Annotated in this window: 26 protein-coding genes; 12 read left to right on the forward strand and 14 right to left on the reverse strand. The window is 74.7% G+C overall.

The window, feature by feature from the left end:
• The first annotated feature begins 15 nt into the window (after positions 1-15).
• Entirely contained in the window at positions 16-744 is a 729-nt protein-coding gene (locus ACWEPF_RS09220; protein WP_452172061.1) for an RraA family protein, read from the forward strand.
• Between the two features lie 15 nt (positions 745-759).
• Here the strand turns inward: ACWEPF_RS09220 and ACWEPF_RS09225 are convergent, their stop codons facing one another.
• On the reverse strand, positions 760-2,850 hold the full coding sequence (locus ACWEPF_RS09225; RefSeq protein ID WP_452172062.1) for an AAA family ATPase: 2,091 nt from the start codon (positions 2,848-2,850) through the stop codon (positions 760-762).
• Positions 2,851-3,019: 169 nt separating this feature from the next.
• On the opposite strand from ACWEPF_RS09225, the gene ACWEPF_RS09230 reads away from it, so the two are divergent.
• Entirely contained in the window at positions 3,020-3,274 is a 255-nt protein-coding gene (locus tag ACWEPF_RS09230; RefSeq protein ID WP_452172063.1) for a dTMP kinase, read from the forward strand.
• 26 nt (positions 3,275-3,300) lie between these two features.
• Here the strand turns inward: ACWEPF_RS09230 and ACWEPF_RS09235 are convergent, their stop codons facing one another.
• Entirely contained in the window at positions 3,301-3,729 is a 429-nt protein-coding gene (locus ACWEPF_RS09235; RefSeq protein ID WP_452172064.1) for an ATP-binding protein, read from the reverse strand.
• A gap of 39 nt (positions 3,730-3,768) precedes the next feature.
• Positions 3,769-4,674, reverse strand: coding sequence for a SigB/SigF/SigG family RNA polymerase sigma factor (locus tag ACWEPF_RS09240; protein ID WP_452172065.1), 906 nt, complete (start codon positions 4,672-4,674; stop codon positions 3,769-3,771).
• A 243-nt stretch (positions 4,675-4,917) separates the two neighbouring features.
• On the opposite strand from ACWEPF_RS09240, the gene ACWEPF_RS09245 reads away from it, so the two are divergent.
• The gene (locus tag ACWEPF_RS09245; protein WP_452172066.1) at positions 4,918-5,217 is read left to right on the forward strand and encodes a WhiB family transcriptional regulator; all 300 of its coding nucleotides are present in this window, start codon (positions 4,918-4,920) and stop codon (positions 5,215-5,217) included.
• A 123-nt stretch (positions 5,218-5,340) separates the two neighbouring features.
• The gene (locus tag ACWEPF_RS09250) at positions 5,341-6,525 is read left to right on the forward strand and encodes a mechanosensitive ion channel family protein (protein WP_452172067.1); all 1,185 of its coding nucleotides are present in this window, start codon (positions 5,341-5,343) and stop codon (positions 6,523-6,525) included.
• Here ACWEPF_RS09250 and ACWEPF_RS09255 read toward each other — a convergent pair.
• Both ACWEPF_RS09255 and ACWEPF_RS09260 read right to left on the reverse strand, forming a co-directional pair.
• Positions 6,495-6,935 carry a protein-tyrosine phosphatase family protein gene (locus ACWEPF_RS09255; protein WP_452172068.1) on the reverse strand — a complete coding sequence of 147 codons (441 nt, stop codon included), beginning with the start codon at positions 6,933-6,935 and terminating at the stop codon, positions 6,495-6,497. The two genes, ACWEPF_RS09250 and ACWEPF_RS09255, sit on opposite strands and share 31 nt — an antisense overlap.
• A complete protein-coding gene (locus ACWEPF_RS09260; RefSeq protein WP_452172069.1) occupies positions 6,932-7,708 on the reverse strand; it encodes a 2-phosphosulfolactate phosphatase in 777 nt (258 codons plus the stop codon). The genes ACWEPF_RS09255 and ACWEPF_RS09260 overlap by 4 nt, the downstream gene beginning before the upstream one ends.
• 82 nt (positions 7,709-7,790) lie before the next feature.
• On the opposite strand from ACWEPF_RS09260, the gene ACWEPF_RS09265 reads away from it, so the two are divergent.
• On the forward strand, positions 7,791-8,522 hold the full coding sequence (locus ACWEPF_RS09265; protein WP_452172070.1) for a TSUP family transporter: 732 nt from the start codon (positions 7,791-7,793) through the stop codon (positions 8,520-8,522).
• On the opposite strand, the gene ACWEPF_RS09270 is transcribed toward ACWEPF_RS09265, so the two are convergent.
• Positions 8,488-8,994 (reverse strand): very short patch repair endonuclease, encoded by a 507-nt coding sequence (locus tag ACWEPF_RS09270; protein WP_452172071.1) that lies wholly within the window; start codon positions 8,992-8,994, stop codon positions 8,488-8,490. The two genes, ACWEPF_RS09265 and ACWEPF_RS09270, sit on opposite strands and share 35 nt — an antisense overlap.
• A 66-nt stretch (positions 8,995-9,060) precedes the next feature.
• Complete coding sequence (locus ACWEPF_RS09275; RefSeq protein ID WP_449797133.1) at positions 9,061-10,119, reverse strand: LacI family DNA-binding transcriptional regulator; 1,059 nt, start codon at positions 10,117-10,119, stop codon at positions 9,061-9,063.
• 182 nt (positions 10,120-10,301) lie between these two features.
• On the opposite strand from ACWEPF_RS09275, the gene ACWEPF_RS09280 reads away from it, so the two are divergent.
• Positions 10,302-11,873 (forward strand): AlkA N-terminal domain-containing protein, encoded by a 1,572-nt coding sequence (locus tag ACWEPF_RS09280; RefSeq protein WP_452172072.1) that lies wholly within the window; start codon positions 10,302-10,304, stop codon positions 11,871-11,873.
• Positions 11,870-12,376: a methylated-DNA--[protein]-cysteine S-methyltransferase gene (locus ACWEPF_RS09285; protein WP_452172073.1), complete on the forward strand. Its 507-nt coding sequence runs from the start codon at positions 11,870-11,872 to the stop codon at positions 12,374-12,376. Before ACWEPF_RS09280 ends, ACWEPF_RS09285 begins: the two co-directional genes overlap by 4 nt.
• Positions 12,377-12,388: 12 nt before the next feature.
• Here the strand turns inward: ACWEPF_RS09285 and ACWEPF_RS09290 are convergent, their stop codons facing one another.
• Positions 12,389-13,048, reverse strand: coding sequence for a hypothetical protein (locus ACWEPF_RS09290; protein WP_452172074.1), 660 nt, complete (start codon positions 13,046-13,048; stop codon positions 12,389-12,391).
• Positions 13,049-13,097: 49 nt separating this feature from the next.
• Complete coding sequence (locus ACWEPF_RS09295; RefSeq protein ID WP_452172075.1) at positions 13,098-13,613, reverse strand: MarR family winged helix-turn-helix transcriptional regulator; 516 nt, start codon at positions 13,611-13,613, stop codon at positions 13,098-13,100.
• A gap of 105 nt (positions 13,614-13,718) precedes the next feature.
• Here ACWEPF_RS09295 and ACWEPF_RS09300 point away from each other — a divergent pair, with 105 nt between their 5' ends.
• On the forward strand, positions 13,719-15,200 hold the full coding sequence (locus ACWEPF_RS09300; protein WP_452172076.1) for an MFS transporter: 1,482 nt from the start codon (positions 13,719-13,721) through the stop codon (positions 15,198-15,200).
• A gap of 90 nt (positions 15,201-15,290) precedes the next feature.
• Here the strand turns inward: ACWEPF_RS09300 and ACWEPF_RS09305 are convergent, their stop codons facing one another.
• From ACWEPF_RS09305 to ACWEPF_RS09315, 3 genes are all read right to left on the reverse strand, one after another.
• Positions 15,291-15,887, reverse strand: coding sequence for a DUF305 domain-containing protein (locus tag ACWEPF_RS09305; protein ID WP_452172177.1), 597 nt, complete (start codon positions 15,885-15,887; stop codon positions 15,291-15,293).
• A gap of 110 nt (positions 15,888-15,997) precedes the next feature.
• On the reverse strand, positions 15,998-16,684 hold the full coding sequence (locus tag ACWEPF_RS09310) for a DUF3105 domain-containing protein (RefSeq protein ID WP_452172077.1): 687 nt from the start codon (positions 16,682-16,684) through the stop codon (positions 15,998-16,000).
• A gap of 118 nt (positions 16,685-16,802) precedes the next feature.
• Positions 16,803-17,303, reverse strand: a complete 501-nt coding sequence (locus ACWEPF_RS09315) for a hypothetical protein (protein WP_449797128.1) — start codon at positions 17,301-17,303, stop codon at positions 16,803-16,805.
• A 275-nt stretch (positions 17,304-17,578) separates the two neighbouring features.
• Here ACWEPF_RS09315 and ACWEPF_RS09320 point away from each other — a divergent pair, with 275 nt between their 5' ends.
• Entirely contained in the window at positions 17,579-19,015 is a 1,437-nt protein-coding gene (locus ACWEPF_RS09320; protein WP_452172078.1) for a protein phosphatase 2C domain-containing protein, read from the forward strand.
• 64 nt (positions 19,016-19,079) lie between these two features.
• Here ACWEPF_RS09320 and ACWEPF_RS09325 read toward each other — a convergent pair whose 3' ends face one another.
• Positions 19,080-19,685 carry a TetR/AcrR family transcriptional regulator gene (locus ACWEPF_RS09325; protein ID WP_345284119.1) on the reverse strand — a complete coding sequence of 202 codons (606 nt, stop codon included), beginning with the start codon at positions 19,683-19,685 and terminating at the stop codon, positions 19,080-19,082.
• Between the two features lie 52 nt (positions 19,686-19,737).
• On the reverse strand, positions 19,738-20,109 hold the full coding sequence (locus ACWEPF_RS09330; RefSeq protein WP_452172079.1) for an HGxxPAAW family protein: 372 nt from the start codon (positions 20,107-20,109) through the stop codon (positions 19,738-19,740).
• Positions 20,110-20,190: 81 nt separating this feature from the next.
• Here ACWEPF_RS09330 and ACWEPF_RS09335 point away from each other — a divergent pair, with 81 nt between their 5' ends.
• From ACWEPF_RS09335 to ACWEPF_RS09345, 3 genes are all read left to right on the forward strand, one after another.
• Positions 20,191-20,673, forward strand: a complete 483-nt coding sequence (locus tag ACWEPF_RS09335; RefSeq protein ID WP_345284115.1) for a MarR family winged helix-turn-helix transcriptional regulator — start codon at positions 20,191-20,193, stop codon at positions 20,671-20,673.
• A 104-nt stretch (positions 20,674-20,777) separates the two neighbouring features.
• Positions 20,778-21,227, forward strand: coding sequence for a hypothetical protein (locus ACWEPF_RS09340; RefSeq protein WP_452172080.1), 450 nt, complete (start codon positions 20,778-20,780; stop codon positions 21,225-21,227).
• A 49-nt stretch (positions 21,228-21,276) separates the two neighbouring features.
• Positions 21,277-22,176: a spherulation-specific family 4 protein gene (locus tag ACWEPF_RS09345; RefSeq protein ID WP_452172081.1), complete on the forward strand. Its 900-nt coding sequence runs from the start codon at positions 21,277-21,279 to the stop codon at positions 22,174-22,176.
• The last annotated feature ends 6 nt before the right edge of the window (positions 22,177-22,182 follow it).

A 22,182-nucleotide genomic window follows, 5' to 3' on the forward strand; every position in this document is an offset into this window, starting at 1 on the left:
GTCCGGTTCGGGCTGATGCACGGTCAGGAGACCTTCATGCCGCAGGAGTTCGCGGAGCTGTCCGCCCTGGAGCTTTCCACCCCCGAGCTGGCCGACGCCGCCGTGCGGCTCGGCCTGCCGGTGCGGGTGGCGCCGCCCGGGATCGCGGCGGTGGCCCCCGGGCAGCGGGTGCTGGGGCGGGCGTTGCCGGTGCGGCACTACGGGAGCGTGGACGTCTTCCTGGAGGCGTACGGAACGGCCGGCCCGGGCCAGGTGCTGGTGATCGACAACGGCGGCCGGACGGACGAGGCCTGCGCGGGCGACCTCGCGGTGCTGGAGGCCGCCGCGGCCGGGATCGCGGGCGTGGTGATCTGGGGCCTGCACCGGGACACCCCGCAGCTGGAGGAGATCGGCCTGCCGGTGTTCAGCTACGGCAGCAACCCGCTCGGCCCGCTCCGGGTGGACCCGCGCGAACCCGAGGCCCTCGCCTCCGCCCGCTTCGGCCCCCACCTGGTCACGGCGGAGGACCTGGTGGTCGCCGACCGGGACGGTGTGCTCTTCCTCCCCGCCTCCCACGCCCGGGAGTTGGCCGAGACCGCCGCCGCGATCCACGCCACCGAGCGGGCCCAGGCCGACCGCATCCGGGCCGGTGACACGCTGCGCCGCCAGACCTCCTTCGAGGACTACCTGGCCCGCCGCGCCGCCGATCCCGCGTACACCTTCCGCGAGCACCTGCGCCTGGTCGGCGGCGCGATCGAGGTCTGACGGCCCGTCGGGTTCTCACGGTGCCGCGTCGGGCCGCGGGAGCCGGTCGCGCGCCTGCGCGATGGCGGCCCTGACGTCGGGGAACGGCCGGTCCGCCGAGGTCAGGCTGCGGCGGAGCTCGACCGCCAGTTCCTCGTAGGCCTGGCGAGCCGCGGATCTGGGGGCGAAGTCGTGCAGCGGTTGGCCCGCCACGGTGCTCCGGGGGATCTGCGGGGTGTACGGGATGACGGTGTGGAGCAGGCAGTCGCCGAAGAGGTGGGCGAAGGCGTCCAGCACGTCGGACTCGTGCGCACCGCCCAGGTACCGGGTCACGAGGACCCCCTCGAACCGCAGGCGCGGATTGAAGCCGGACCGCATGCGCTCGAAGGTGTCGGCGAGCAGGAGCAGGGAGTGGAGGCCGGTGAAGTCGCAGCGGACCGGGCTGACGACGGTGTCCGAAGCGGTCAGCGCGTTGATGGTCAGCATCTCGAGACCGGGCGGGCAGTCGATGACGACGTAGTCGTGGTCGAAGAGCAGCGGTTGCAGCGCCTGGGCGAGTACCGACTGCCGTTCGACGTCTGCGACGAGCTGGGTGTTGGCCGACCTGATGCCGGAGTTCGACGGCAGCAGGGCGAGTTCGTCGTGGACCGTCAGGACGACGTCCTCAGCTTCGGTGCTGCGGAGCATCATCAGCTCGTAGAGGGTCAGGTCGAGCTCGCCGGGATCGATGCCCAGTGCGACCGAGGCGTCGCCACCCGCGAGGTCGACCAGGAGCGTCCGGTGGCCCTGACGGGCCAGGGTGGCCGCCAGGTTCACCGCACTGGTCGTCTTGCCGCCGCCCTCGGACGTGCCGCTGTACATGGAGATGACGGTTGCGCGGGTGATCGGCCGGGCGGTTCCCCCGGTTCCCCGGGCCGGGCGCGGGCGCCCGGGCGCGACGAGATCCGCGGTGCCGACCGGCCGAGGAGCCGTCAGGGCGCCGTCGGTGGCGGTCGGTCCGTCGTCGTCCGCCACGGTGCGCGGCAGACCGCGGTGGAGGGCGATCAGTCTCCGCACGGTGTCGAGGTCGGTACCCCTGTGCCCCCGGTCGGGAACTCCCAGCGTGTGCCGTGCGGCCTCGCCGCTCGTGAAGCCTGCCGACGGGTTGTCCGGGTTGTCCGGGACAACCGGTCGGAGCCCCGGGGCACCCGGGGGGTCGGCGGCCCCGGCCCCCGGGACACCCGGGTCGTCCTCGTCCTCGTCCTGTAGCTGGTCGCTGATCCGCCGGAGGGTCAGGTCGTCCGCGTCGTTCACCGCGACCGCCCGGGCGAGCGCCTGATCGATGTCGTCACCGACCGTGTCCCCCGCCGGGGCCGGCACCGGTTGCTCCTGTTCGCCCGCCCCGGCGGGGCGCTCCCGACCCGGCGCGCCGCCGGCGCGCAGCCGGTCCAGTTCCTCGGTCAGCATCCGGACCTGCGCCTGGACCCGTTCGGCGAGTTCCTCGGCCCGCCGCTGCTTCTGCTCGGCCCGGGCGAGTTCCTCTTGCGCGCGCTGCTCCTGGTCCAATGCCCGCGCGAGCTGCCGCTGCGCCTGCTCGAGCTCCCCGGGTTCCGCGGTCCGCTCGCGCAGCCGGTCCCGTTCGGCGGAGAGGCTTCCCACGCGCCGCTCCAGGGTCTGCAGCATGTTCAGCAGCACCATCACCAGGTGCGCTGAGTTGTTGGCCGCTTGGACCAGCTCGGCCTGCTGCTCCAGGGAGCGCGTCAACCGGTCGTAGGTCTCGACCTGTTGAGCCCGTAACCGGGCCAGCTCGGCGGCCGGGTTGTGCGGCGGTGCCGAGGAGTCGGGGGCGGGGTGCAGCGCGGCATGCAGCAGCCGCACGGCCTCGGCCAGGCAGCGCTCACGCCGCCTCGGTTCGGGGACGGTGGCCCGCACCAGGGCGGTGACGAAGTCCTGATGGGGAATCCGGCCTGCCAGGTACAGGCCGGCCTGGGTCCGGGAGACATGGATCCGCTCCGCCACGACGGTCATCGTGAGTCCGCTCGCGTCCACCTGCCGGCGCAGGAATTCGGCCAGGGCCTGCGCTTCGGCACTCTCGGCCCGGATGGGCCCCCAGGGTCTGCCGCCCCGGCCTGCCATCGCTCCCCGCATCCCCCGGATCACCGGCGTTGTCCTGGCCGTCCCGGGAGAACCCCGGCTTTGTCCGGACCTTACCTGCGGGGATCAGCCGGAGGGGCGCGGACAAGCGAACTCGGGGGCATCGTCGCCTCATCGCCCCTTCCGGCCGGACCGTGGCCGGGGCCGACCCGAGGAGAAGCCCATGTCCGTCCCCGTCCCCCTCCACCTGTTCGGCGCCAGGTCGGTGCAGAGGGTCCTGCTCGTCGCCCTGTTCGTTCCGGCGCTGTCGGTGGTCGCGGTCGCGGCCGTCCCCGCCCTGGTGTTCCTGCCGTTCGTCCCCGGTGGGACCGACCGGGTGGTCAGGCTGTTGCGGGCCCACACCGCCCATGCGCGCGCACTCCTGTCGGGTAGTCGGTGCACCTGCGGGGGAGATCGGCCGCCGCGAGCGGGGCGGTGACCAACTGCCCTCCCGCGCTAGGGGGTTCAGGCCGGTGAGGTCCCGGGCGGCTCGTGCGGGACGTCGGCCCAGACGGTCTTGCCGGGCGGGGTGGGGCGGTGGCCCCAGGCGCGGCTGAGGTGGCGGACGACCAGCAGGCCGTGGCCGCCGGGGCGCTGGGCCGGGGTGTGCGGGCTGCCGTCCGTCACCTCGACCCGGACGGCGGCCGCGCCCGGGTCGGCGCGGTCGAGTTCGGTCAGCACCAGGCGGTGCGGGCCGCCGCCGTGCAGGACCGCGTTGGCGACCAACTCGCTCGCCACCAGGGCGACGTCGCCGCGCTCGGCCCGCTGGACCAGCCAGTCGGCCAGGGTCGCCAGGACCACGTGCCGGGCTGCCGTGACCGGGGCGGGCAGCCCCGCCAGGTCGACCCGTCGCACCCGCGCCGACGGCGGGGGTGCGGTCCGTGATGCCGTCACCGGTCGCCTCCCTGTTCTCGTCCGGCTGCGTACGGTGGGTCAGGACGGGTCCGCGACCAGGGCGGCGCGCAGTTCGCCGAGCACCCGGGCGAGCAGCCGCGAGACGTGCATCTGCGAGACGCCGAGCCGCTCGCCGATCTGGGACTGGGTGAGCTCCTCGCTGAAGCGCATCGCGAGCAGCAGGCGGTCCCGCTCCGGGAGTGCGGCGATGGTGGGCTTCAACGCCTGGACGGCGTCGACCCGTTCGAAGCGCGGGTCCTCCGCGCCGAGCAGCGCCTCCAGGGAGGGCCCCTCACCGGCGTCGGCGTCGTCCAGCCGGGCCTCCAGCGAGTTGGCCGTCCGGGCCTCGGCCGCGCCGATGCCCTCCAGCACCTCCTCCTCGGAGAGGCCGAGGTGCTCGGCGAGTTCGGGCACGGTGGGGCTGCGGTCCAGCCGTTGCTCCAGCTCGTCGCTGCCTCGGACCACGGCCAGCCGGGCCTCCTGGAGGCGCCGCGGGACGTGCACCGCCCAGGTGCTGTCCCGGAAGAAGCGCTTGACCTCGCCCACGATGGTCGGGACGGCGAAGGTGGTGAACTCCAGCCCGCGCTCGGGCTCGAAGCGGTCGATCGCCTTGATCAGGCCGACCGTCCCGGCCTGCACGATGTCCTCCAGCGGCTCCCGGCTGCCGGAGAAGCGCCGGACCGCGAAGCGCACCAGCGAGACGTTCAGCTCGATCAGCGTGGCGCGCACGTAGGAGTACTCGGGCGTGCCCTCCTCCAGTTCGCGCAGCCGGGCGAAGAGCACGCGGGACAGGTGACGGGCGTCCGGTGCGGCCACCTCGCGGGGGCGGTCGAGCTCGGGCCCGTCCTGCAGTTCGGGCAGGCCGGCCAGGGCGGTCCGGCGCAGCCCCGACGGGGCGGGCGGGACGGGGGCGGTGTCCGCCAGGGCGGTGGTGATGGTCGCCATGTCGTTCCTCTCCTCGGGCTTCCGCGATGGGAGCGCGGTTACCCGGGGTGCTCCGCGCCATGTCCGCCCACACGCGATCGCCACAGGGTCGGCACGGAACGCACGGATTCCGGTTGTCGGTCTTCACGGGTCAAGTGGCCTGCGCCACAAGGGCGGTGAGTGTACGGACGGTGGGTTTCGCGCGGGGCAACGGGGTGAGACGCAGGCCGGGCCGTACCAACGGAACGAGCGAAGGAGCCCCCCATGACCATCGTCTCGCGCCTGCCCGGCGCCTTCGAGCACGAGTGGGACTGGCAGCTGCGCGCCGCCTGCCGCACCGTCAGCACCGACCTCTTCTTCACCCCGCTCGGCGAGCGCGGGCCCGAACGGGAGGCCCGTGAGGCGAGCGCCAAGGAGGTCTGCGCACGGTGTCCCGTGCGGGAGGCCTGCCTGCGCCACGCCCTGCTCGCCCACGAGACCTACGGGGTCTGGGGCGGGCAGACCGAGGACGAGCGGGAGCGGGTGTTCCGTGCCTCGCGGCGCCGCCGCCGCACGGCGGCCTGACGGTCTCCGGCCCGGCGGGCGCTGCTCCGACGAGCTCCGGCCCGGCGGGTGGCGCCGCTTCCGTCGGTTCCGCGGTCTCGCCGTACCCGTTGCTCCGGCCGTTCCCACCTGAGGAGTTCACACGTGCAGATCTGGACCGTCCTGCGGCCCGCCGTGGCGGTGGCCGCCGTCCTGGTGGTGCTGGTGGTGGTCGACCGGGTGGTGCGCCGCGCCCTGCGGCGGCTGACCGCCGCCCACCCCGAGGCCGTGGCCTGGCCGGTGCTGCGGCGCTGCCGGGTGCCGTTCCTGGCCGCCGCCGGAGCGGCGCTGCTGCTGGCCGGCGGGTGGGTGGCCCTCCCCGCCGCAGGGGTGGTGCGGCACGGGCTGCTGATCGCCCTGCTGGTGAGCTGCGGCTGGCTGGCCGCCCGGATGGTGGCCCTGCTGCTGGTCACCGGGCTGAGCAGGTACGCGAGCGGGCGGCCGGACCGCGATCCGGCGCGGGTGCGGCGGGTGCGGACCCAGGCGAGCCTGCTCGGCCGGGTCTGCGGGGCGGCCATCGCGCTGCTCACGCTGGCCGGGGTGCTGATGACCTTCCCGGCCGTCCGCACCGTCGGCACCAGCCTGCTCGCCTCGGCCGGACTGGTCGGACTGGTGCTCGGGGTGGCCGCCCAGAGCACCCTCGGCAACCTCTTCGCCGGGCTCCAACTCGCCTTCAGCGACATGGTCGGCATCGACGACGTGGTGGTGGTCGACGGTGAGTGGGGCACGATCGAGGAGATCACCCTCACCTACGTCGCCGTCGCCACCTGGGACCAGCGACGGATCGTCATGCCCGTCTCGCACTTCGTCGGCAGGCCCTTCGAGAACTGGTCCCGCCGCGGCCCCGGCATCACCGGTACCGCCGTCCTGCACCTCGACCACAGCACCCCGGTCGGCGAGCTGCGCGCCGAGTTCGAGCGCCGGATCGCCGAGCACCCCCTGTGGGACGGCGCCGGCCGCGCGCTCCAGGTCGTCGACACCACGCCCAGCACCATTGTGGTCCGCGCGCTGATGACCGCCCGCAACGCCGATGACGCCTTCGAACTCCGCTGCTGGGCACGGGAGGAGCTGATCCGTCACCTCCGCCACCACCACCCCGCCGCGCTGCCCCGGGTGGCCTTCGCCGAGGCTCCGATGACGGGGGCCGGGACGGCTGGGAGCACGATGACGGGGACCACGGTCGAGGGACAGGGCGCGGGGCAGGGCGCGGGGCAGGGCGAGGACCGGGGCGAGGGCCGGGGCGAGGACCGGGGCCGGGGTCAGTCCGAGGGGTCGAACCGGGCGACGTAGCGGCGCTGCCACGGGGTCTCGACGGCGTGCGGCGAGTAGTGCTCGCGGACGTAGGCGACCGCGCGGTCCGCGGGGACCCCGTCCAGGACGGCGAGGCAGGCCAGGGCGGTGCCGGTACGGCCGCGGCCGCCGGCGCAGGCGAACTCGACCCGCTCGGCGGAGCAGCGGCGCCACGCCTCCCGGAGCGCCTCGGTGGTGGCCGCCGGGTCGGCCGGGAGGCGGAAGTCGGGCCAGCGGAGCCAGCGGAACTCCCAGGGGACGGGCGGAGGTTGACGGCCCAGCAGGTAGAGGGCGAACTCCGGCTCCGGGCCGGGCGGTTGCGGGTGGCTCAGGCCGCGGCCGCGGACCAGCCGCCCGGAGGGCAGACGGAGGATCCCGGCCGCGGTCGGGTCCCAGGTGGTGGGGGTCATCGGGCGCTCCCGAAGGCGAGGCCGTCCAGCAGCGGGACGACGGTGGACGAATCGATCTCGACGGCCACCTCGACGTCCTGCGGCCAGCCGCCGTCGGCCAGTTCGCGGCCCGAGGCGCAGGCCCGGACGGTGGCGGCCGGGTCGGGCGTCCCGGTGGCGGAGGCGGCGGCGAGCGCGGCCTCGGGGGAGAGCGCGGCCTCGGGGGAGAGCGACGCCGTCCCCGCGAGGGCGGCGATCACCGCACCGGCGCCGAGCAGGTCCTCGACGGCGGGGCGGAGCGAACCGTCCGGCCAGCGCTCGCCGGCCGCGACCACGGCGAGGGGCCGCTCCGGCGTGCCGAGGCCCTCCCGGTGCAGGTGACGGGCGACGGCGGTGGCATTGCGCAGGCAGGCGGCGTACACCGGCAGGCCCCGGGCGGCGGCCGCGATCGCCGACCCGTTCGGGGACGGCAGCACCAGGCGCGGGGTGAACGGCGCCGTGCGCAGCGCTGCGGGGGAGAGCGACCAGGGCGCCCGGGGCGAGGCCTCCCGCCGCCCGACCGCCAGCTCCGCCGCCTGCCCGGCCGCGAACTCCCGTGCGGTGCCGTCCCGCCAGGGGTACGGATACACCCGCGTCCCGCGCTCCACCGCCACGCTCACCGCCGTGGTGAACGACAGCACGTCGACCACCACCAGCGCGGCCGCCCCGGCCCGCACCAGCCGCGCCGCGCCGACCGGCCCCCACTCGAACCGCACCCCGTACCCGGCCTGGGCACTCCACGTCTCCTCGTCCATGACGGGGCATCATCCCACCCTGTCGGCACCCGCATCCGGAATTCCGTTGATCATGCGGGGAGTGCGGAGCAGAGTGCGCGTCATGACGAGCGGGTGGGTGGCGGAACTGGCGCTGGGCGGGGTGGTGCTGCTCGGTTCGACGGTGCAGCGGATGGCCGGGATGGGGCTCGCACTGGTCGCCGTACCGGTACTGGCCCTGCTGATCGGCCCGGGAGAGGGAGTCGCCCTGGCCAACTGCGCGTCCGGGGTGATCAGCCTGCTCGGGCTGGCGGGCAACTGGCGGGAGGTCAGGCCGAGGGCCATGGTCCCGCTGGTCCTGGCGGCCGGCTGCACCGTCCCGGCGGGCGTCTGGGTCGCCGAACGCCTGCCGGGCCCCGTCCTGCTGGTCGGCATCGGACTGGTGGTGACGCTCGCCGTGGTGGTGGTGCTGGCCGGTGCGCGGGCCGCCGCCCTGCGCGGCACCGGCGGGGCGGTGGTCGCCGGCGCGGCCAGCGGCTTCATGAACTCCTCGGCGGGCGTGGGCGGCCCGGCCCTCTCCCTCTACGCCGTCAACGCCGGCTGGACCGTCCGCGAGTTCCTCCCCAACGCCCTCTTCTACGGCTTCGTCGTCAACGTCTTCTCCGTCACCGCCAAGGGCCTGCCCCACCTCTCCCGCACCGGATGGTCCTCGGCGGCGGTCGGCATCGCGGCCGGCGCGGTGATCGGCGCGGCCCTGGCCGGCCGAGTCCCGGAGCACTGGGCCCGGCGGGTGGTCCTGGGCATCGCCCTGGCGGGCGGGCTCAGCACCCTGACGAAGGGGGCCGTCGGCCTCTGACACCCCGGTGTCGGCTCAAGCCCACCGCCCGCGGGTGCCCCTGGTGAGCGAGCACCTCGACGACTCCGGCCACGGCGGCCTCCACCGTCTCGTGCTCCCAGATCCGCAGGGGGATCCAGCCCAGCCGAACGAGACGCGAGTCGGTGTCCTCGTCGCGGCGGACGTTGTGCTGGAGCTTGTCCCACCACCACTCGGCGTTGTGCTTGGGAGCATGCAGGTGCTGGGGGCAGGCGTGCCAGAAGCAACCCTGCACGAACACTGCGGTGCGCCAGCGGACGAACGTGAGGTCCGAACGGCGGCGGCGCATGGTCGGCAGGGGGAGGTTCACCCGGTACCGGAACCCGAGTGAGTGGAGCGCGCGGCGCAGGGCCAGTTCGGGCCGGGTGTCCACGCTCCGCTGGGCGAGCATCACGAGGCGTGCGTTGGCGTCCCGGGGGTGCGGTGCACTCTCACTGCTCGTTCTGGACGTCACCTGGTGACAACCGTGGGTCCGGTGCCGAGGTCACTCCCGCTTCCGGTCCGGGTACCCGTCCGAGGGTCAGGCGGAGCCGCGGAGGATCAGGCGGGTGGGGGTGATGACGGAGGTGGGGGTGAGGGGTTGGGAGGGGGTGTTGAGGCGGCGCAGGAGGAGGCGGGCCATCAGGCGGCCCATTTCCTCGATGTCCTGGCGGATGGTGGTGAGCGGGGGTTCGGTCCAGGCGGCGATGGATTCGACGTCGTCGAAGCCGACCACGGCGACGTCGTCGGGGACGGTGCGGCCGTGGGTGCGCAGGACGTGGAGGGCGCCGGAGGCCATCTGGTCGGAGGCGGCGAAGACGGCGTCGAGGTCGGGGCGGCGCTCGAGGAGTTCGGCCATCGCGCGGCGGCCGCCCTCGGGGGTGAAGTCGCCGACGGCGATCAGGGCGGGGTCGCCGTCGGGGAGGAGGTCGCGGTAGCCGTCGAGGCGGTCCATGGAGGAGGTCTGGTCGAGCGGGCCGGTGATGGTGGCGATCCTGGTGCGGCCGAGGGAGCGCAGGTGCTGGACGGCGGTGCGGGCACCGCCGCGGTTGTCGCTGTCGACGTAGACCAGTTCGCGGTCGGACTCGGCGCCGGGCCAGCCGGGGCGGCCGCCGATCACGGTGGGCAGTCCGACCCGGCGGGCCATCTCCGGGAGCGGGTCGCTCTGGTGGAGGGAGAACAGCAGGGCGCCGTCCACGTGGCCGCCGGCCAGGTAGCGGCCGACCCGCTGGTAGTCCTGCTGGTCCTCGATGAAGAGGAGCACCATCTGGTTGTCGGCGGCGGAGAGTTCGCGGCTGATGCCGCGCAGGTGCTGGGCGAAGAAGGGGTCGGAGAAGAGGCGGCTCTCCGGTTCGGCCACCACGACGGCCACGGCCTGGTTGCGGCGGGTGACGAGGGTGCGGGCGGCCAGGTTGGGCACGTAGCCGAGCTCCTCGACGGCCTTCTGGACCTTCTCCCGCAGGGGCTCCCGGACTCCGGTACCGCCGTTGATCACCCGGGAGGCGGTCGCGCGGGAGACGCCGGCCCGCTCCGCGACGGACTCCAGGGTGGGGCGGGGGAGCGGGGCGGCCGACTCGGCCTCGGGCTGCGGCTGGGCCACCTCGGTACTCCTCGGGAGGGCTGTGGGCAGGGACGTGGGGGATGTGCCGGTACAGAGCTTACTCGTATCGGGCCGGGTATGAGAGCGCTCTCAAGGGGCGATCCTCCCGGGGTGCGCCGCAGGCGACGGTGGCGTCCGATTTCCGCCAGTCGCACCCTCCGGGGTGGCGCAGACTGGAGGACGTGACCGAGACCCTGACCGACGACACCCGCTACCGGGCGGTGGACAGCCGGGACGCCCGCTTCGACGGGGTGTTCTTCACCGCCGTCAGCAGCACCGGCATCTACTGCCGTCCGAGCTGCCCCGCCGTCACGCCCAAGCGCGCCAACTGCACCTTCTACCCGACCGCGGCCGCCGCCCAGGGCGCCGGCTTCCGGGCCTGCCGCCGCTGCCGTCCGGACTCGGTGCCCGGCTCGCCGGAGTGGAACCACCGGGCCGACCTGGTCGGCCGGGCCATGCGGCTGATCGGCGACGGTGTGGTGGACCGGGAGGGGGTCTCCGGTCTGGCCGACCGACTCGGCTACAGCGCACGGCAGTTGCAGCGGCAGCTGAGCGCGGAGCTGGGCGCCGGCCCGATCGCGCTGGCCCGGGCGCAGCGCGCGCAGACCGCCCGGCTGCTGCTCCAGACCACGCAGCTGCCGGTCACCGAGATCGCGTTCGCGGCCGGGTTCTCCTCGGTCCGTCAGTTCAACGACACCGTGCGCGAGGTCTACGACCGCACCCCGAGCGGCCTGCGCACGGAGGCCAACGGCCACCGCCCGGGCGCCGTGACCGCCGGGCAGATCGGGCTCCGCCTCGCCTACCGGGGCTCGCTGGACAGCGACCACCTGCTGGACTTCCTCGCCCTGCGCGCCGTCCCCGGCGTGGAGGAGGTCGTGGCCGACCCCGCGTCAGGGGTGCGGACCTACCGGCGCACGCTCGCCCTTCCCTACGGCCACGCCGTCGCGGAGGTGGACGGCCTGGGCCCCGGCGAGCGGGCGGACCGCGGTTGGCTGGACTGCCGGCTCCAGCTCACCGACCTGCGCGACCTCACCACCGCCGTGCACCGGCTGCGCGCGCTCTTCGACCTGGACGCCGACCCGGACGCGGTGGACGGACAGCTCGGGGCCGACCCGGTGCTCGGTGCACTGGTCCGCTCCCGCCCCGGGGTGCGCTCCCCGGGGCACGTCGACCCGCACGAGCTGGCCGTGCGCGCCGTCCTCGGCCAGCAGGTCACGGTGGCCGCCGCCCGGACGCTGGCCGGGCGGCTGGCCGAGAAGTACGGCGCGGCGCTGGCCGAGCCCAACGGCGGGCTGCGGCTGCTCTTCCCAACGGCGGGCGCACTGGCCGGGGCGGCCCCCGAGGACCTGGCCATGCCGGACGCGCGCAAGCGCGCGCTGCGCGGGCTCTGCGCGGCCCTGGCGGACGGCACGGTGCGCCTCGACGGCGGCGTCGACCGGGAGGCGGCCGCCGCCGAACTCCTCGCCCTGCCCGGCATCGGGCCCTGGACGGTCGGCTACCTGCGGATGCGGGCGCTGGCCGATCCGGACGTCTTCCTGCCCAGCGACATCGGCGTCAAGCACGGCCTGCTCCGGCTCGGGCACGCCGGTGACCCGAAGTCGGCGGCGGTCGCGGGCGCGGCCTGGGCGCCTTGGCGCTCGTACGCGGTGCACCGGCTGTGGGCCTCGCTCACGCCGCCGGTCGGGGAGAATCCTCCGAAGGGCAAGCGGGGGACTGCGATTGACGGTGCGTCAGGAAGTGGGACGGCGGCATGACGGCGACGGTGTACACCACGATGGAGAGCCCGCTCGGGCGCCTGCTGCTCAGCGGGGTGCCGGACGGCTCCGGCGGGGTCGCGCTGCGCTCCGTCACCGCGCCGGGCCAGAAGGGCGCCCCGGAGGGGCCGGCCGACGGGTGGGTGGCCGACGACGCGGCCTTCGCCGAGGTGGTCGCGCAGCTCGACGCGTACTTCGCGGGGGACCGGACCGACTTCTCGCTGACGCTCGACCCCGAGGGCAGTGACTTCCGCCGGGCGATCTGGGCCGCCCTGGCCGAGATCCCGTACGGCGAGACGGTCACCTACGGCGAACTCGGCGCGATGGCCGGCCAGCCCCCGGCCGCCGTCCGCGCGGTGGGCGGCGCGGTCGGGGCCAACCCGCTGCTGGTGATCCTCCCCTGCCACCGCGTGCTCGGCGCGAACGGCGCCATGACCGGCTTCGCGGCGGGCGTGGACCGCAAGCGCCAGCTGCTCGCACTGGAGCGGCCCGCTCTGTTCTGAGCCCTGGGGGGGTCAGGGCGCCTCCCAGTAGAAGCGCCCTTCGAGGTGGTCCGGGCTCAGGAAGACGTAGCCGTGCCCGCCACCGAAGTTGAGGAAGTAGGGGTCCTCCCCGGCTCCGCCGCAGTCGCCGAGCTGGAGGAGGAACTCCCAGGGGGAGTCCAGGCCGGGACGGCCGTGGCTGAGGTACGCGGTGCCGCCCAGGTACGTGCCCAGCTCGTACCCGTCGAGGCCGGGCGGCGCCGGTGTCAGGTCGAGGTGGCCTTCGACGGGTACTTCGCGATCGTCAGGGCCCCAGCGCCAGAGCGTCCGGCCCCGGGTGCCGGTCGGGCCCGGGACGGCGAAGTGCGGGACGCGGCCGCCGGGTTGGACCAGGACGACCGCGTCGCCGTCCTCCGGGCCGAGGCCACCCATGATCATGTCCTCCTCCTCCACGAAGAGGTACGCGAGGCGCAGCTCGTCCCCGGGGATCGGGAACTGTCCGACGAACACCAGCGGTTCGCCCGTGCGGGGGTCGAGCGGCCACGCCGGTTCGGCGAGCCAGACCGGGGCGCCGCCGAGCTTGGCGACCGGTTCGGTGATGGGGTGCTCAGCGGGCCGGAACGTCAGTCGGAGGCGGGGGAGGAAGGCGGCACCGTACGGTCCGTCGGCCTGCCCGGTGGGGCGCGCGATCATGGCGGCACCCTACGGGGGAGCAGTGACGGTGGGCCGGGTGGATAGCCCGTCAGGGCGCGCGATCGTCCACCGTGGTGAGGGCGCGGGCGAGGAGTTCCAGGCCGGGGAGGGCGTTCATGACGGCTTCGCGGTCGGTCTCGCCGAGGCTCTCCAGGGCGGAGGCCAGGCGGCGTTCGTGGGCGAGCTGCCAGTCGCGCAGTTGGTGGCGGCCGGCTTCGGTGAGGGCGATGCGGGCGGTGCGGCGGTCGCCGGGGTCGGGCTGGCGGTCGACGAAGCCGGCGTCGAGGAGTTTGCCGACCAGGCCGCTGACGGTGTTGGGGGCGAGGCGCTGACGGGCCGCCAGTTCGCCGACCCGGAGCGGGGCGGCGGCCAGGGTCTGGAGGAGCTCGACCTGCGCCATCGGCAGGGACTCCCACGGGTAGTCGGTGCGGATGCTGCTGCGCAGCGCCCGCCGCAGCCGGGTGATCACGTCCGTCAGCCGTTGGGCCCGCTCCAGTGTGGTGCCCTCGGCCTCGGGGTGGGCGGGGGCGGGGGCGGGCGGCGCGGGGTCGGGCTGTACGGACATGGGCGACAGCGTAGCTCGCGGTGTGCGGGGGGATCCGGTCACGTTCCGCTGGTTGGACGGGTAGCTCTGTGGACCGAATGGATCGGTGACAGATACATTTGTCATATGACCACTGTGCGAGAGCTGACCGGACGCCTGCTGGTCGAGCGCCCCCGGCCGAGGCTGATCGCCTCCCGGCCGTACGCGCACTGGCTGGCCGTCGGCGCGGTCTGCCTGGGGGCCTTCCTCGGTCAGCTCACCGCGAGCGTCACCGCACTGCTCTTCCCGGCCCTGGAGTCCGCCTTCGACGCGGGCTTCGCGGCCGTCGCCTGGGTCTCGCTGGCGTACCTGCTGGTGCTGGTGGCGCTGCTCGCCCCGGTCGGGCGGCTGTCCGACCTGATCGGGCGCAAGACCGTCTATCTGGGCGGCTTCGCGGTCTTCGCGCTCGCAAGCCTCGGGGCCGGCGCGGCCGGGAGCCTCGGGGTGCTGGTGGCCTGCCGGGCGGTGCAGGCGGTCGGCGGGGCGATGATGCAGGCCAACAGCGTCGCGCTGGTCGCCCGGGGCGTGCCCGAGCGGGCCATGCGGACGGCGCTCGGCGTCCAGGCGGCGGCCCAGGCACTGGGCCTCGCGCTGGGCCCGACCCTCGGCGGCCTGCTGGTCCAACACGCGTCCTGGCGCTGGGCGTTCTGGGTCAACGTGCCCGTCGGGCTGGTCGGTCTGGTGGCCGGCTGGTTCCTGCTGCCCCGTACCCACCCGGACCGCTGCTCGCGCCGACCCCCGCGCCCTGAAGGGAAGTTCGACCTGGCCGGGCTCCTCCTGCTGGCCGGGGCCACCACCTCCGCCCTGCTCGGGCTCTCCGCCGCCTCCGGACTCCCGCTCCCCGCCTGGGCGGTGGCCGTCCTGCTGCTGCTCGCCACCGTACTGGCGCTCGCCCTGACCCGTCAGGAGCGCCGGGCGGACCGCCCGCTGATCCCGCCCGGTCTGGTCAACACCCCCGGCATCCGCACCGGCCTGCTGATCGCCCTGGTCGGCTACCTGCTGCTGTTCTGCCCCCTGGTGCTCGGCCCGGTGGTGCTCGCGGGTGCCGGGGTACCGGTGGCGGCCGCGGGGCTGGTGATCACCGCGCTGCCGGCGGCGTTCGCGGTGGCGGCCACCGTCGGCGGCGCGCTGTTGCCCACGCGCTGGACGGACGGCGCCCGCTGCCGCCTCGGGGCGCTGCTGGCGGCGCTCGGACTGGCCGGGGCCGCCGCGCTGCCCGCCGCCCCGGTGGCGATGGCGGTGCCGCTGGCGGTCGCCGGGTACGGGCTCGGGCTGCTGCTGCCGGCCAACAACGCGCAGGTGATGCGGGCCATCCCGCCCGCCAGTTCGGCGGTCGGCGGCGGGCTGGTCAACATGGTGCGCAGCCTCGGTACGGCGCTCGGCACCGCGCTGCCGGTGCTCGGCCTCCACCTGGCCGGGCCCGCCGCCGGGGGCCGGGCGGTCTTCGCACTGCTGGTCCTGGTCGCCCTGGCGGCCGCCCTGGCCGCGGGGCGGGTCCGGACCCCGACGCGCGGCCCGGCCGATCGGCCCGCCCTGCCGCGGCAGTCGGCCGGGGCCCGGCAGGGCTGACGGAGCGTCGGGAGACGCCGACGGGGCGCGGCGCGGACGGCGTACCGTCCGTGCCGCGCCCCGTGGGGCCGGTGCCCGCCGCCGCTCCGGTCAGGAGAGCGGCTTGGCGCCGCGCTTGTCCAGCATCGAGGTCATCAGGTCGATCTCGGCGGTCTGCCCGTTCACCATGGTCTGGGCGAGCCGCTTCTCCACCGCGTCGGAGCCGGTGTCCAGGTAGCCCTGGGCCATCCCGACCCCGCCCTTGTGGTGCTCGATCATCAGCTGGAGGTAGAGCACCTCGGCGTCCCGGCCGCTGAGCGAACGCAGCTTGTCCAGGTCGGTGTTGGTGGCCATCCCCGGCATCAGCGCGCCGTCGTGGGCGGTGAACCCGTGGTCCATCTTCATCCAGGCCATGGGGGCGGCACCGGAGTGCTGGGTGAGCCCCCACTGGTCCAGCCAGCCGGTCATCATGCCGCGCTGGTTGGCCTGGGTGTTGATGATGTCGAAGGCCAGGGTCCGGACGTCGGGGTCCTGGGTCCGGTCCCGGACGATGAACGACATGTCCACGGCCTGCTGGTGGTGGGTCGACATGTCCCGCGCGAAGCCGGCGTCCGCCGACTCCTGCGCGGGCGCCGCGGCGGCCGGCCCGCCGGAGCTGCTGCTGACCAGTGCGGGCACGCCGAGCCCGAGGGCCACGGCGGCGGCCAGCGCGGCCGGCCACCAGACCCGTCGGCGGCCGCCCCGCGCCTGCGCGGAGGGCTCCTGACCCTCCGTCACGACGCTCTCGTCCCGGACGGCTCCGTCCTCGACGGTCACGGTCACATCACCGCCGCGCTGCAGGAGGCACCGGGCTCCTGGGTCTGCGGGCCGTTCACGTACTTGGTGAAGAAGGTGCCGACCCGGGGGTCGGAGGCGCTGTCCACCGTGAGCTGGGTGCCCCAGGCGGTCAGGGTGATGGTGCCCTTCTCGTCCGGGTAGGGGCTGATGAAGGAGTACGGGGTGGACTTCACCTTGGTGGAGAGCGTGGTGATGTCCTCGGCCGAGGCCTTCGAGCTGTACGTCACCCAGACCGCGCCGTGCTCCAGGGCGTGCACGGCCTTCTCGTTCTCGACCGGCTTGTCGTAGACGGTGCCCATGCAGTTGAGCCACTGCGGGTTGTGGTCGCCGCCGACCGGCGGGGTCTGCGGGTAGGTCACGGTGGTGGTGACGTGGTTGCGCGAGAGGTTGTCGAAGGTCTGGACGCCGTCGATCGGGGCCTTGGCGGCCGCGGTCTCCTTGTCCTTCTTCGCCTTGGCGTCGAGCGCGATCCACGCGCCGCCGCCGATCATGCCGCCGACCAGCACCACGCCGAGGCTGATCGCCACGATCTTGTTGCGGCGGTCGCGGCGCTGCTCCTCGGCGCGCAGCTCGGCGATCCGGGCACGCCGGTCGGCGGTGCTGCCCTTCACGTTGCCCTTGCCCTTGGCGGACTGCTGCTTGGTCGGCTGCTTGGAAGCGGAACCCATGGAAGTGTTTCCTTGTCCCCGCCGGGCGGTGTCCGGCCGGCGGTATGCGGATTGGCAGGGGAAGCGGAGCCGCCCGGTCCGGCCGGTCGGCCGGGGTGGTCCGGGCGGTGGGTTCCGCTCAGCTCAGCTGGACCTGGAGGACGTGCAGGTCGGGCGCGAGGTCGAGATCGCCCACCGGCACGGGCCGGGAGGGCGCGGGCAGCACCTGCGGCGGGACCAGCCGCGCCGCGACGGCCGGGACCGGCTGCGGCGGCGCGTTCGGCAGCTGGGCCTCCGGCCCGCAGTACGTGTGCCCGGAGCAGCCGCTGCCCGGGAACGGCCGCTCGCCGTCGACCGAGCACCAGACCAGCTCCGACGGGAGCCCGGCGGCGTCCGACCGGTGGTGCGCGGTGGGCTGCCCGTCCTGGTGGAACCGGAGCTGGACGTGGGCGCCCGGGAGCGCGGTCACGGTGGTCAGCGGGGCGGGCGCGGCGGCCGCCCGGGCCACCGCGTGGGCCGGGCCCGAGCACGGCAGGGCCAGCAGAAGACCGGCCAGCAGGAACGCCCAGAGCGCAGCGACGGGGTGGTGGCCCGCGCGGGCCCTCCCCGGCTGTGGTCTGGTGGCCCCTGGCGCGGTCATGCGCACATATTAATCAGCCGAACGGGTGAGGGTAGAGCCCCTTCGGGGGTCTGATCACCACCCCCCTCCCGGCTCGCCGCCGGGAATTCACCCAGCTGGCACCGTGCGAGGCCGCTGCCGCTCCGTCCGGAGGGTGCCGTTCCGGCCGCTGAGCCCATGGAGTGACCGGTTGTCGCCGAATGCCGGACAGCGTCGTTCTCCGTTCGGAAGAATGACGCCGAGTCCGGGAGCAGGCCCGCTCGGCAGACGGCCAGAGACGCACGAGGAGCAGCCGGATGAGCAACCAGGGCACACCGTTGCAGCGCGGCGACGGCTGGTGGCACGAGGTGTACACCGGTCCGGCGGCCACCCTGCCGGAGGCCCTGGCGGTGCCCGACGCGGCGGCCGAGGACGCGACGGTGGACGAGTGGTTCGACTCGGCGGCCGGAATGATCGGCGCCCAGCGGACGGCGGAGGCGGAGGCCGTCGAGGAGCCGGTCGAGCCCGTCGCGGCCGAGCCGACGGTGGACGAGTGGTTCGACTCGGCGCTCGGGATGATCGGGGCCCAGCGGGTGGCGGAGGCTCCGTCAGATGCGGCGGAGGCGCCGGCCGCCGAGGCCGAGCCGGAGCCGATCGTCGAACCCGGGCCGGCCGTCGAACCCGAGCCGGCCGTCGAGCCGGAACTGACCGTCGAGCCGGAGCCCGAGCGCGTGACGGTGGCTCAGGCGGTCGAGGCCGAGACCGTGGTGGCCGACCCCGAACCGGAGGCCGAGACCGAGGTCGAACCCGAAGCCGAGACCGTCCCGCCGTCCGCGTCCGCCGAGCTGTCCGTCCCGCCGATGACGCCGCCCGCGCGGCGGGCGTACGCGCAGCAGCCGGTGCCGCACGTGGGCGACCGCCCGCCGACGTACGGGCCGGAGCCGACCGCCGTCACCGCCGTGGAGCCGGACGAGCTGGCCCTGCTGACCCCCGACACGGTGGTGGACGGCGCGCAGTACGGCGGGGCGACCGTCCGGGCCGTCTCGGTGCGGGGGGATTCGGCCCGGTACCGCGGCGAGGGGCGGCGGGACGCGCTGCTGCTGACCCGGTTCGGGGAGGGGGAGGACGGGCTGCTGCTGGCGGTGGTCGGCACCACGCCCGAGCCCTCGCCGTTGGCGGCGGAGGCCTGCCGGCAGTTGGCGGCGGCGGTCGGCCGGAGCCGGGCGGAGCTCGCCGCGGACCTGCGCGCGGGCGCGCGGGACCGGCTGCGCTACGGGCTCCAGCGCCTGGCTACCGGCGCGTTCGCCCCGCTGCGCGCCCCGGGTACGCCTTCTGACGCTCCGCAGGAAGCCGCGCTGCACTGCCTGATGATCTCGCTCGACCCGACCGCCACCCACCGGGCGGCGTTCGGCCTCGGGCCCGGCGGCCTCTACCTCCTGCGCTCCGGCCACTGGATCGACGCCTACGCGGCCCGCCTGCTCCACCACCCGGACGGCCAGCCCCCGCACCCGGCGGGCCCGTCCCCCCGCTCGTTCCGCTTCCGGCTGGTCCCCGCGACCCCCGGCGACATCCTGTTGCTCTCCACCCCGGGCCTGGCCGACCCCCTCGCCGAGGAGCCCTCGGTGGCCCACTTCCTCGCCAACCACTGGGCCCACCCGCACCCGCCCGGCACCGTGGACTTCCTCCGCCAGATCCAGGTCCGCGCCAAGGGCTACGCCGCCGACCGCACCGCCGTCGCCCTCTGGACCGAGTGACGGCGCGTCAGAGGGGTCGCGGCGCACCGCGTCCGGCCGGCCCGGCAGGGCGTCCGGTCGGAGGTCAGTCGCGCAGCAGGGCGCGGGCGACGGAGTCGAGCTGCGACTCGGCCGTGGCGCGGTCGGCGCCCGGGAGCCCGATGGCCACCGGGACGGCCAAGCCGTCCAGCATCGCCCGCAGCTGGACGGCGCGTTCGGCCACTCCGGCGCTCCCGACCCCGAACTCGCCCTCCGCGACGCCCTCTTCGAGCAGGGCGACCAGATCCGCCTGCCACGGCGCCTCGATCTCCAGCTGCCCCTGCCGGATCTCCGCGCTCGCGGGGGAGCGCCCCCAGACCTCCAGCCAGAGCACCCAGCGCGGATCGCCCGGCCCCTCCGGCAGGTAGAGGCCGGCGTACGCGGCCAGCCGCTGCCGGACCGTCACCCCGCGGTCGGCCAGCGCGGCCCGGCGCCGCTCGCCGAGCTGTTCCTCGCTCCAGCGCAGGGTCTCCAGCAGCAGCTGGTCCTTGCTGCCGAAGTAGTAGAGGAGGTGACCCGCACTCATCTGGAGCTGCTTGCCGAGCCCGGCCATGGTCAGCTTCGCCAGCCCGTGCTCGGCGATGGCGGCCCGCGCGGTGGCGAAGACCTCTTCGCGCGGACGCGCCGGTCGACGGGTCCGCGGCTCGGCCATCGGGCTGTCCTCCCTGCTCGGGGTCGCTGTGGTGCTGGGCCCGGTCAGCCTCTCACGGAAGGGCGCGCGCCGATGATCCGGCGGCCTCGCGGCGCCGACGCGCGGTCGCGGAGTCCGGGCGGTTCCGGCGGTCGCGGCCGGCGAGGCGGCAGCCGAGGCAGTCGGTGTGGACGGTGGTGTCGCGGACGCGCCAGGGCCACTGGGATTCGGGGCGGGGGCCGCTGGGCTTGCCCCAGCCGGTGAGGTGGAGGACCCAGGTGCTGAGGGCGCCGAGGAGGATGGTGGCGGCGCCGGACCGGAGGAGGGCGGGGGAGGCGGCGCAGAGGCCGGTGCCGGCGAGTGCGGTGCCGAGGGTGACGATGGCGGTGCCGGTCCAGCCGGCGAGGGTGTGGCCCATGTCGTGGTGGCCGTGGATGCCGCTCATGGCGGTGCTCCTTCGTCATGATGGGGGACGTAGGGCAAATGTCTTAGTTGCTAAGTATCTTAGACTGTAAGGAGATTTTTGGTGGAGGGCAAGCCGCGTCCCGAGGCGTCCCCGGAGCAGGCCCTGGCGGCGATGGACCAGCTGATCGCGCTGAGCCTGACCGGCCAGCAGGACATCGCGCAGCGTCTGGGGCTCGGGGTCACCGACCTCACCTGCCTCGGCCACGTGCTGGGGGCGGGGGCCGAGCCGATCACCGCCGGGGAGCTGGCCGAGCGGGCCAACCTGACCACCGGGGCCGTCACGGGGGTGGTCAACCGCCTGGAGAAGGCCGGCTACGCGCGGCGGCAGGCGGACCCGGCGGACCGGCGGCGGGTGCGGATCGTGGCGGACGGGACGGCGGCGGGGCGGTTGTACGAGGTGTACGGGCCGTTCTACGCGCGGCTGAACGAGCTGTTCGCCGACTACACGGCCGATGAGGTCGCCGTGCTGGCGGACTGGTTCACGAGGGCGGCCGGACTGATGCGGGTGCGGCAGGAGGAGCTGCGGCGACCCGTGGAGGGGTGACGGCGGGGTGTCGGCGGGCTGTCAGCGATCCGTCATCCGCCCGTCGGTGAGTCGTGGGTGGGCCCTGTGATTCTGGACTTCCGGTGAACGAGAGGGAGTTGACGATGGATCAGGCACTGGTGGACCGGATGTGGCGCTACCTGCACGCGGGCTTGGCGATGGACCTGGACGCCCTCGACGCGCTGTACGACCCGGAGTTCGAGAACCTGCGGGTGGACCGGTCGGGGCTGAGCGTGCGGCTGGTGAAGGAGCAGTTCATGCACCGGTTCCGCGCGCTGCGGGCGGAGGGCCGGGTGATCGGGGACTCGCTGGCCGACGTGTCGTTCGTGGCGACGACGGTGCGGGCGGACCACGGGTCGATCGTGATGCGGCGGGAGGAGGACGGCGTGCCGACGCTGTACGACTTCACCTGGCGCCGGGAGGGCGGCCGATGGACCACCCTGCTGCGGGAACTGACGGTGGAGCAGGACCTGCGGCCGTTGATCGCCGTGATCGAGGCCGGGGCGGCCGGTGCGGGAGTGGCGGACGGGGGGAAGGTCATCTCGGCCGGGTAGCATCCGGCTCGGGGCGGAGGGAACGCCACAACCAACCCATGGGGGATTCATGCGTGCACGTGCGAAGGGCCTGCTGGCCCTCGCGTTCAGCTCGGTCCTGGCCCTGACGGCCGTGTCGACCACCGGTGCCACCGGCGCGGCCGCGGCCCGCAGCCGGGGCCTGGAGATCGCGGTGCCGGCGTACGTCTGGCCGGGCGACCCGATGACCACCGCCCTGCAGGGCACCTCGCCCGCCGCCTCGGTGGTGGTGCTCAACCCGGGCAACGGCGACAGCCCGTTCACCGCCGCCTGGCAGGCGCAGGCCGACGCGCTGCGCGCCGGGGTCACCGCGACCGGCGCGCACACCAAGGTGCTCGGCTACGTGCACACCGGCAACGGCACCCGCTCGGCGGCCGCCGTGAAGGCCTCGGTGGACAACTACCTGAAGACCACCGACGGCAAGCTGCACGTGGACGGCATCTTCTTCGACGTGGTCAGCCGGGACTGCGGCGCGGGCAACGCGACCCGCGACCACTACCTGGCGCTGCGTCAGTACGTGCAGTCCACCGTCGAGTCGGTGGCGCCCGGCACCGACGAGCTGGTGATCGACAACCCCGGCACCGCGATCGCCGACTGCTACCTGGAGCCCGGCCACCGCACCGCCGACACCTTCGTGACCTACGAGGGCACCTACGCCGGCTACACCGGAGGTGGCTGGCTCGGCGGCAACGTCTTCAACCTGACGGCCGGCTACTACTCGGGCGCCTCCTTCGACCCGAGCGGTACGGCCTTCTGGCACCTGGTCTACGGCGTGCCCGGCCAGGTGGAGATGAAGAGCGCGCTGGACACCGCGTTCGCCCGGGGCGCCGGCTACGCCTACGCCACCGACGACACCCTGCCCAACCCCTGGGACGCGGCGCCGGGTTACGGCTTCGCCGCGCAGACCTCGTACGCCGTGACCATCGGCTGACGGAGC

The organism is Kitasatospora sp. NPDC004289 (assembly GCF_053602875.1).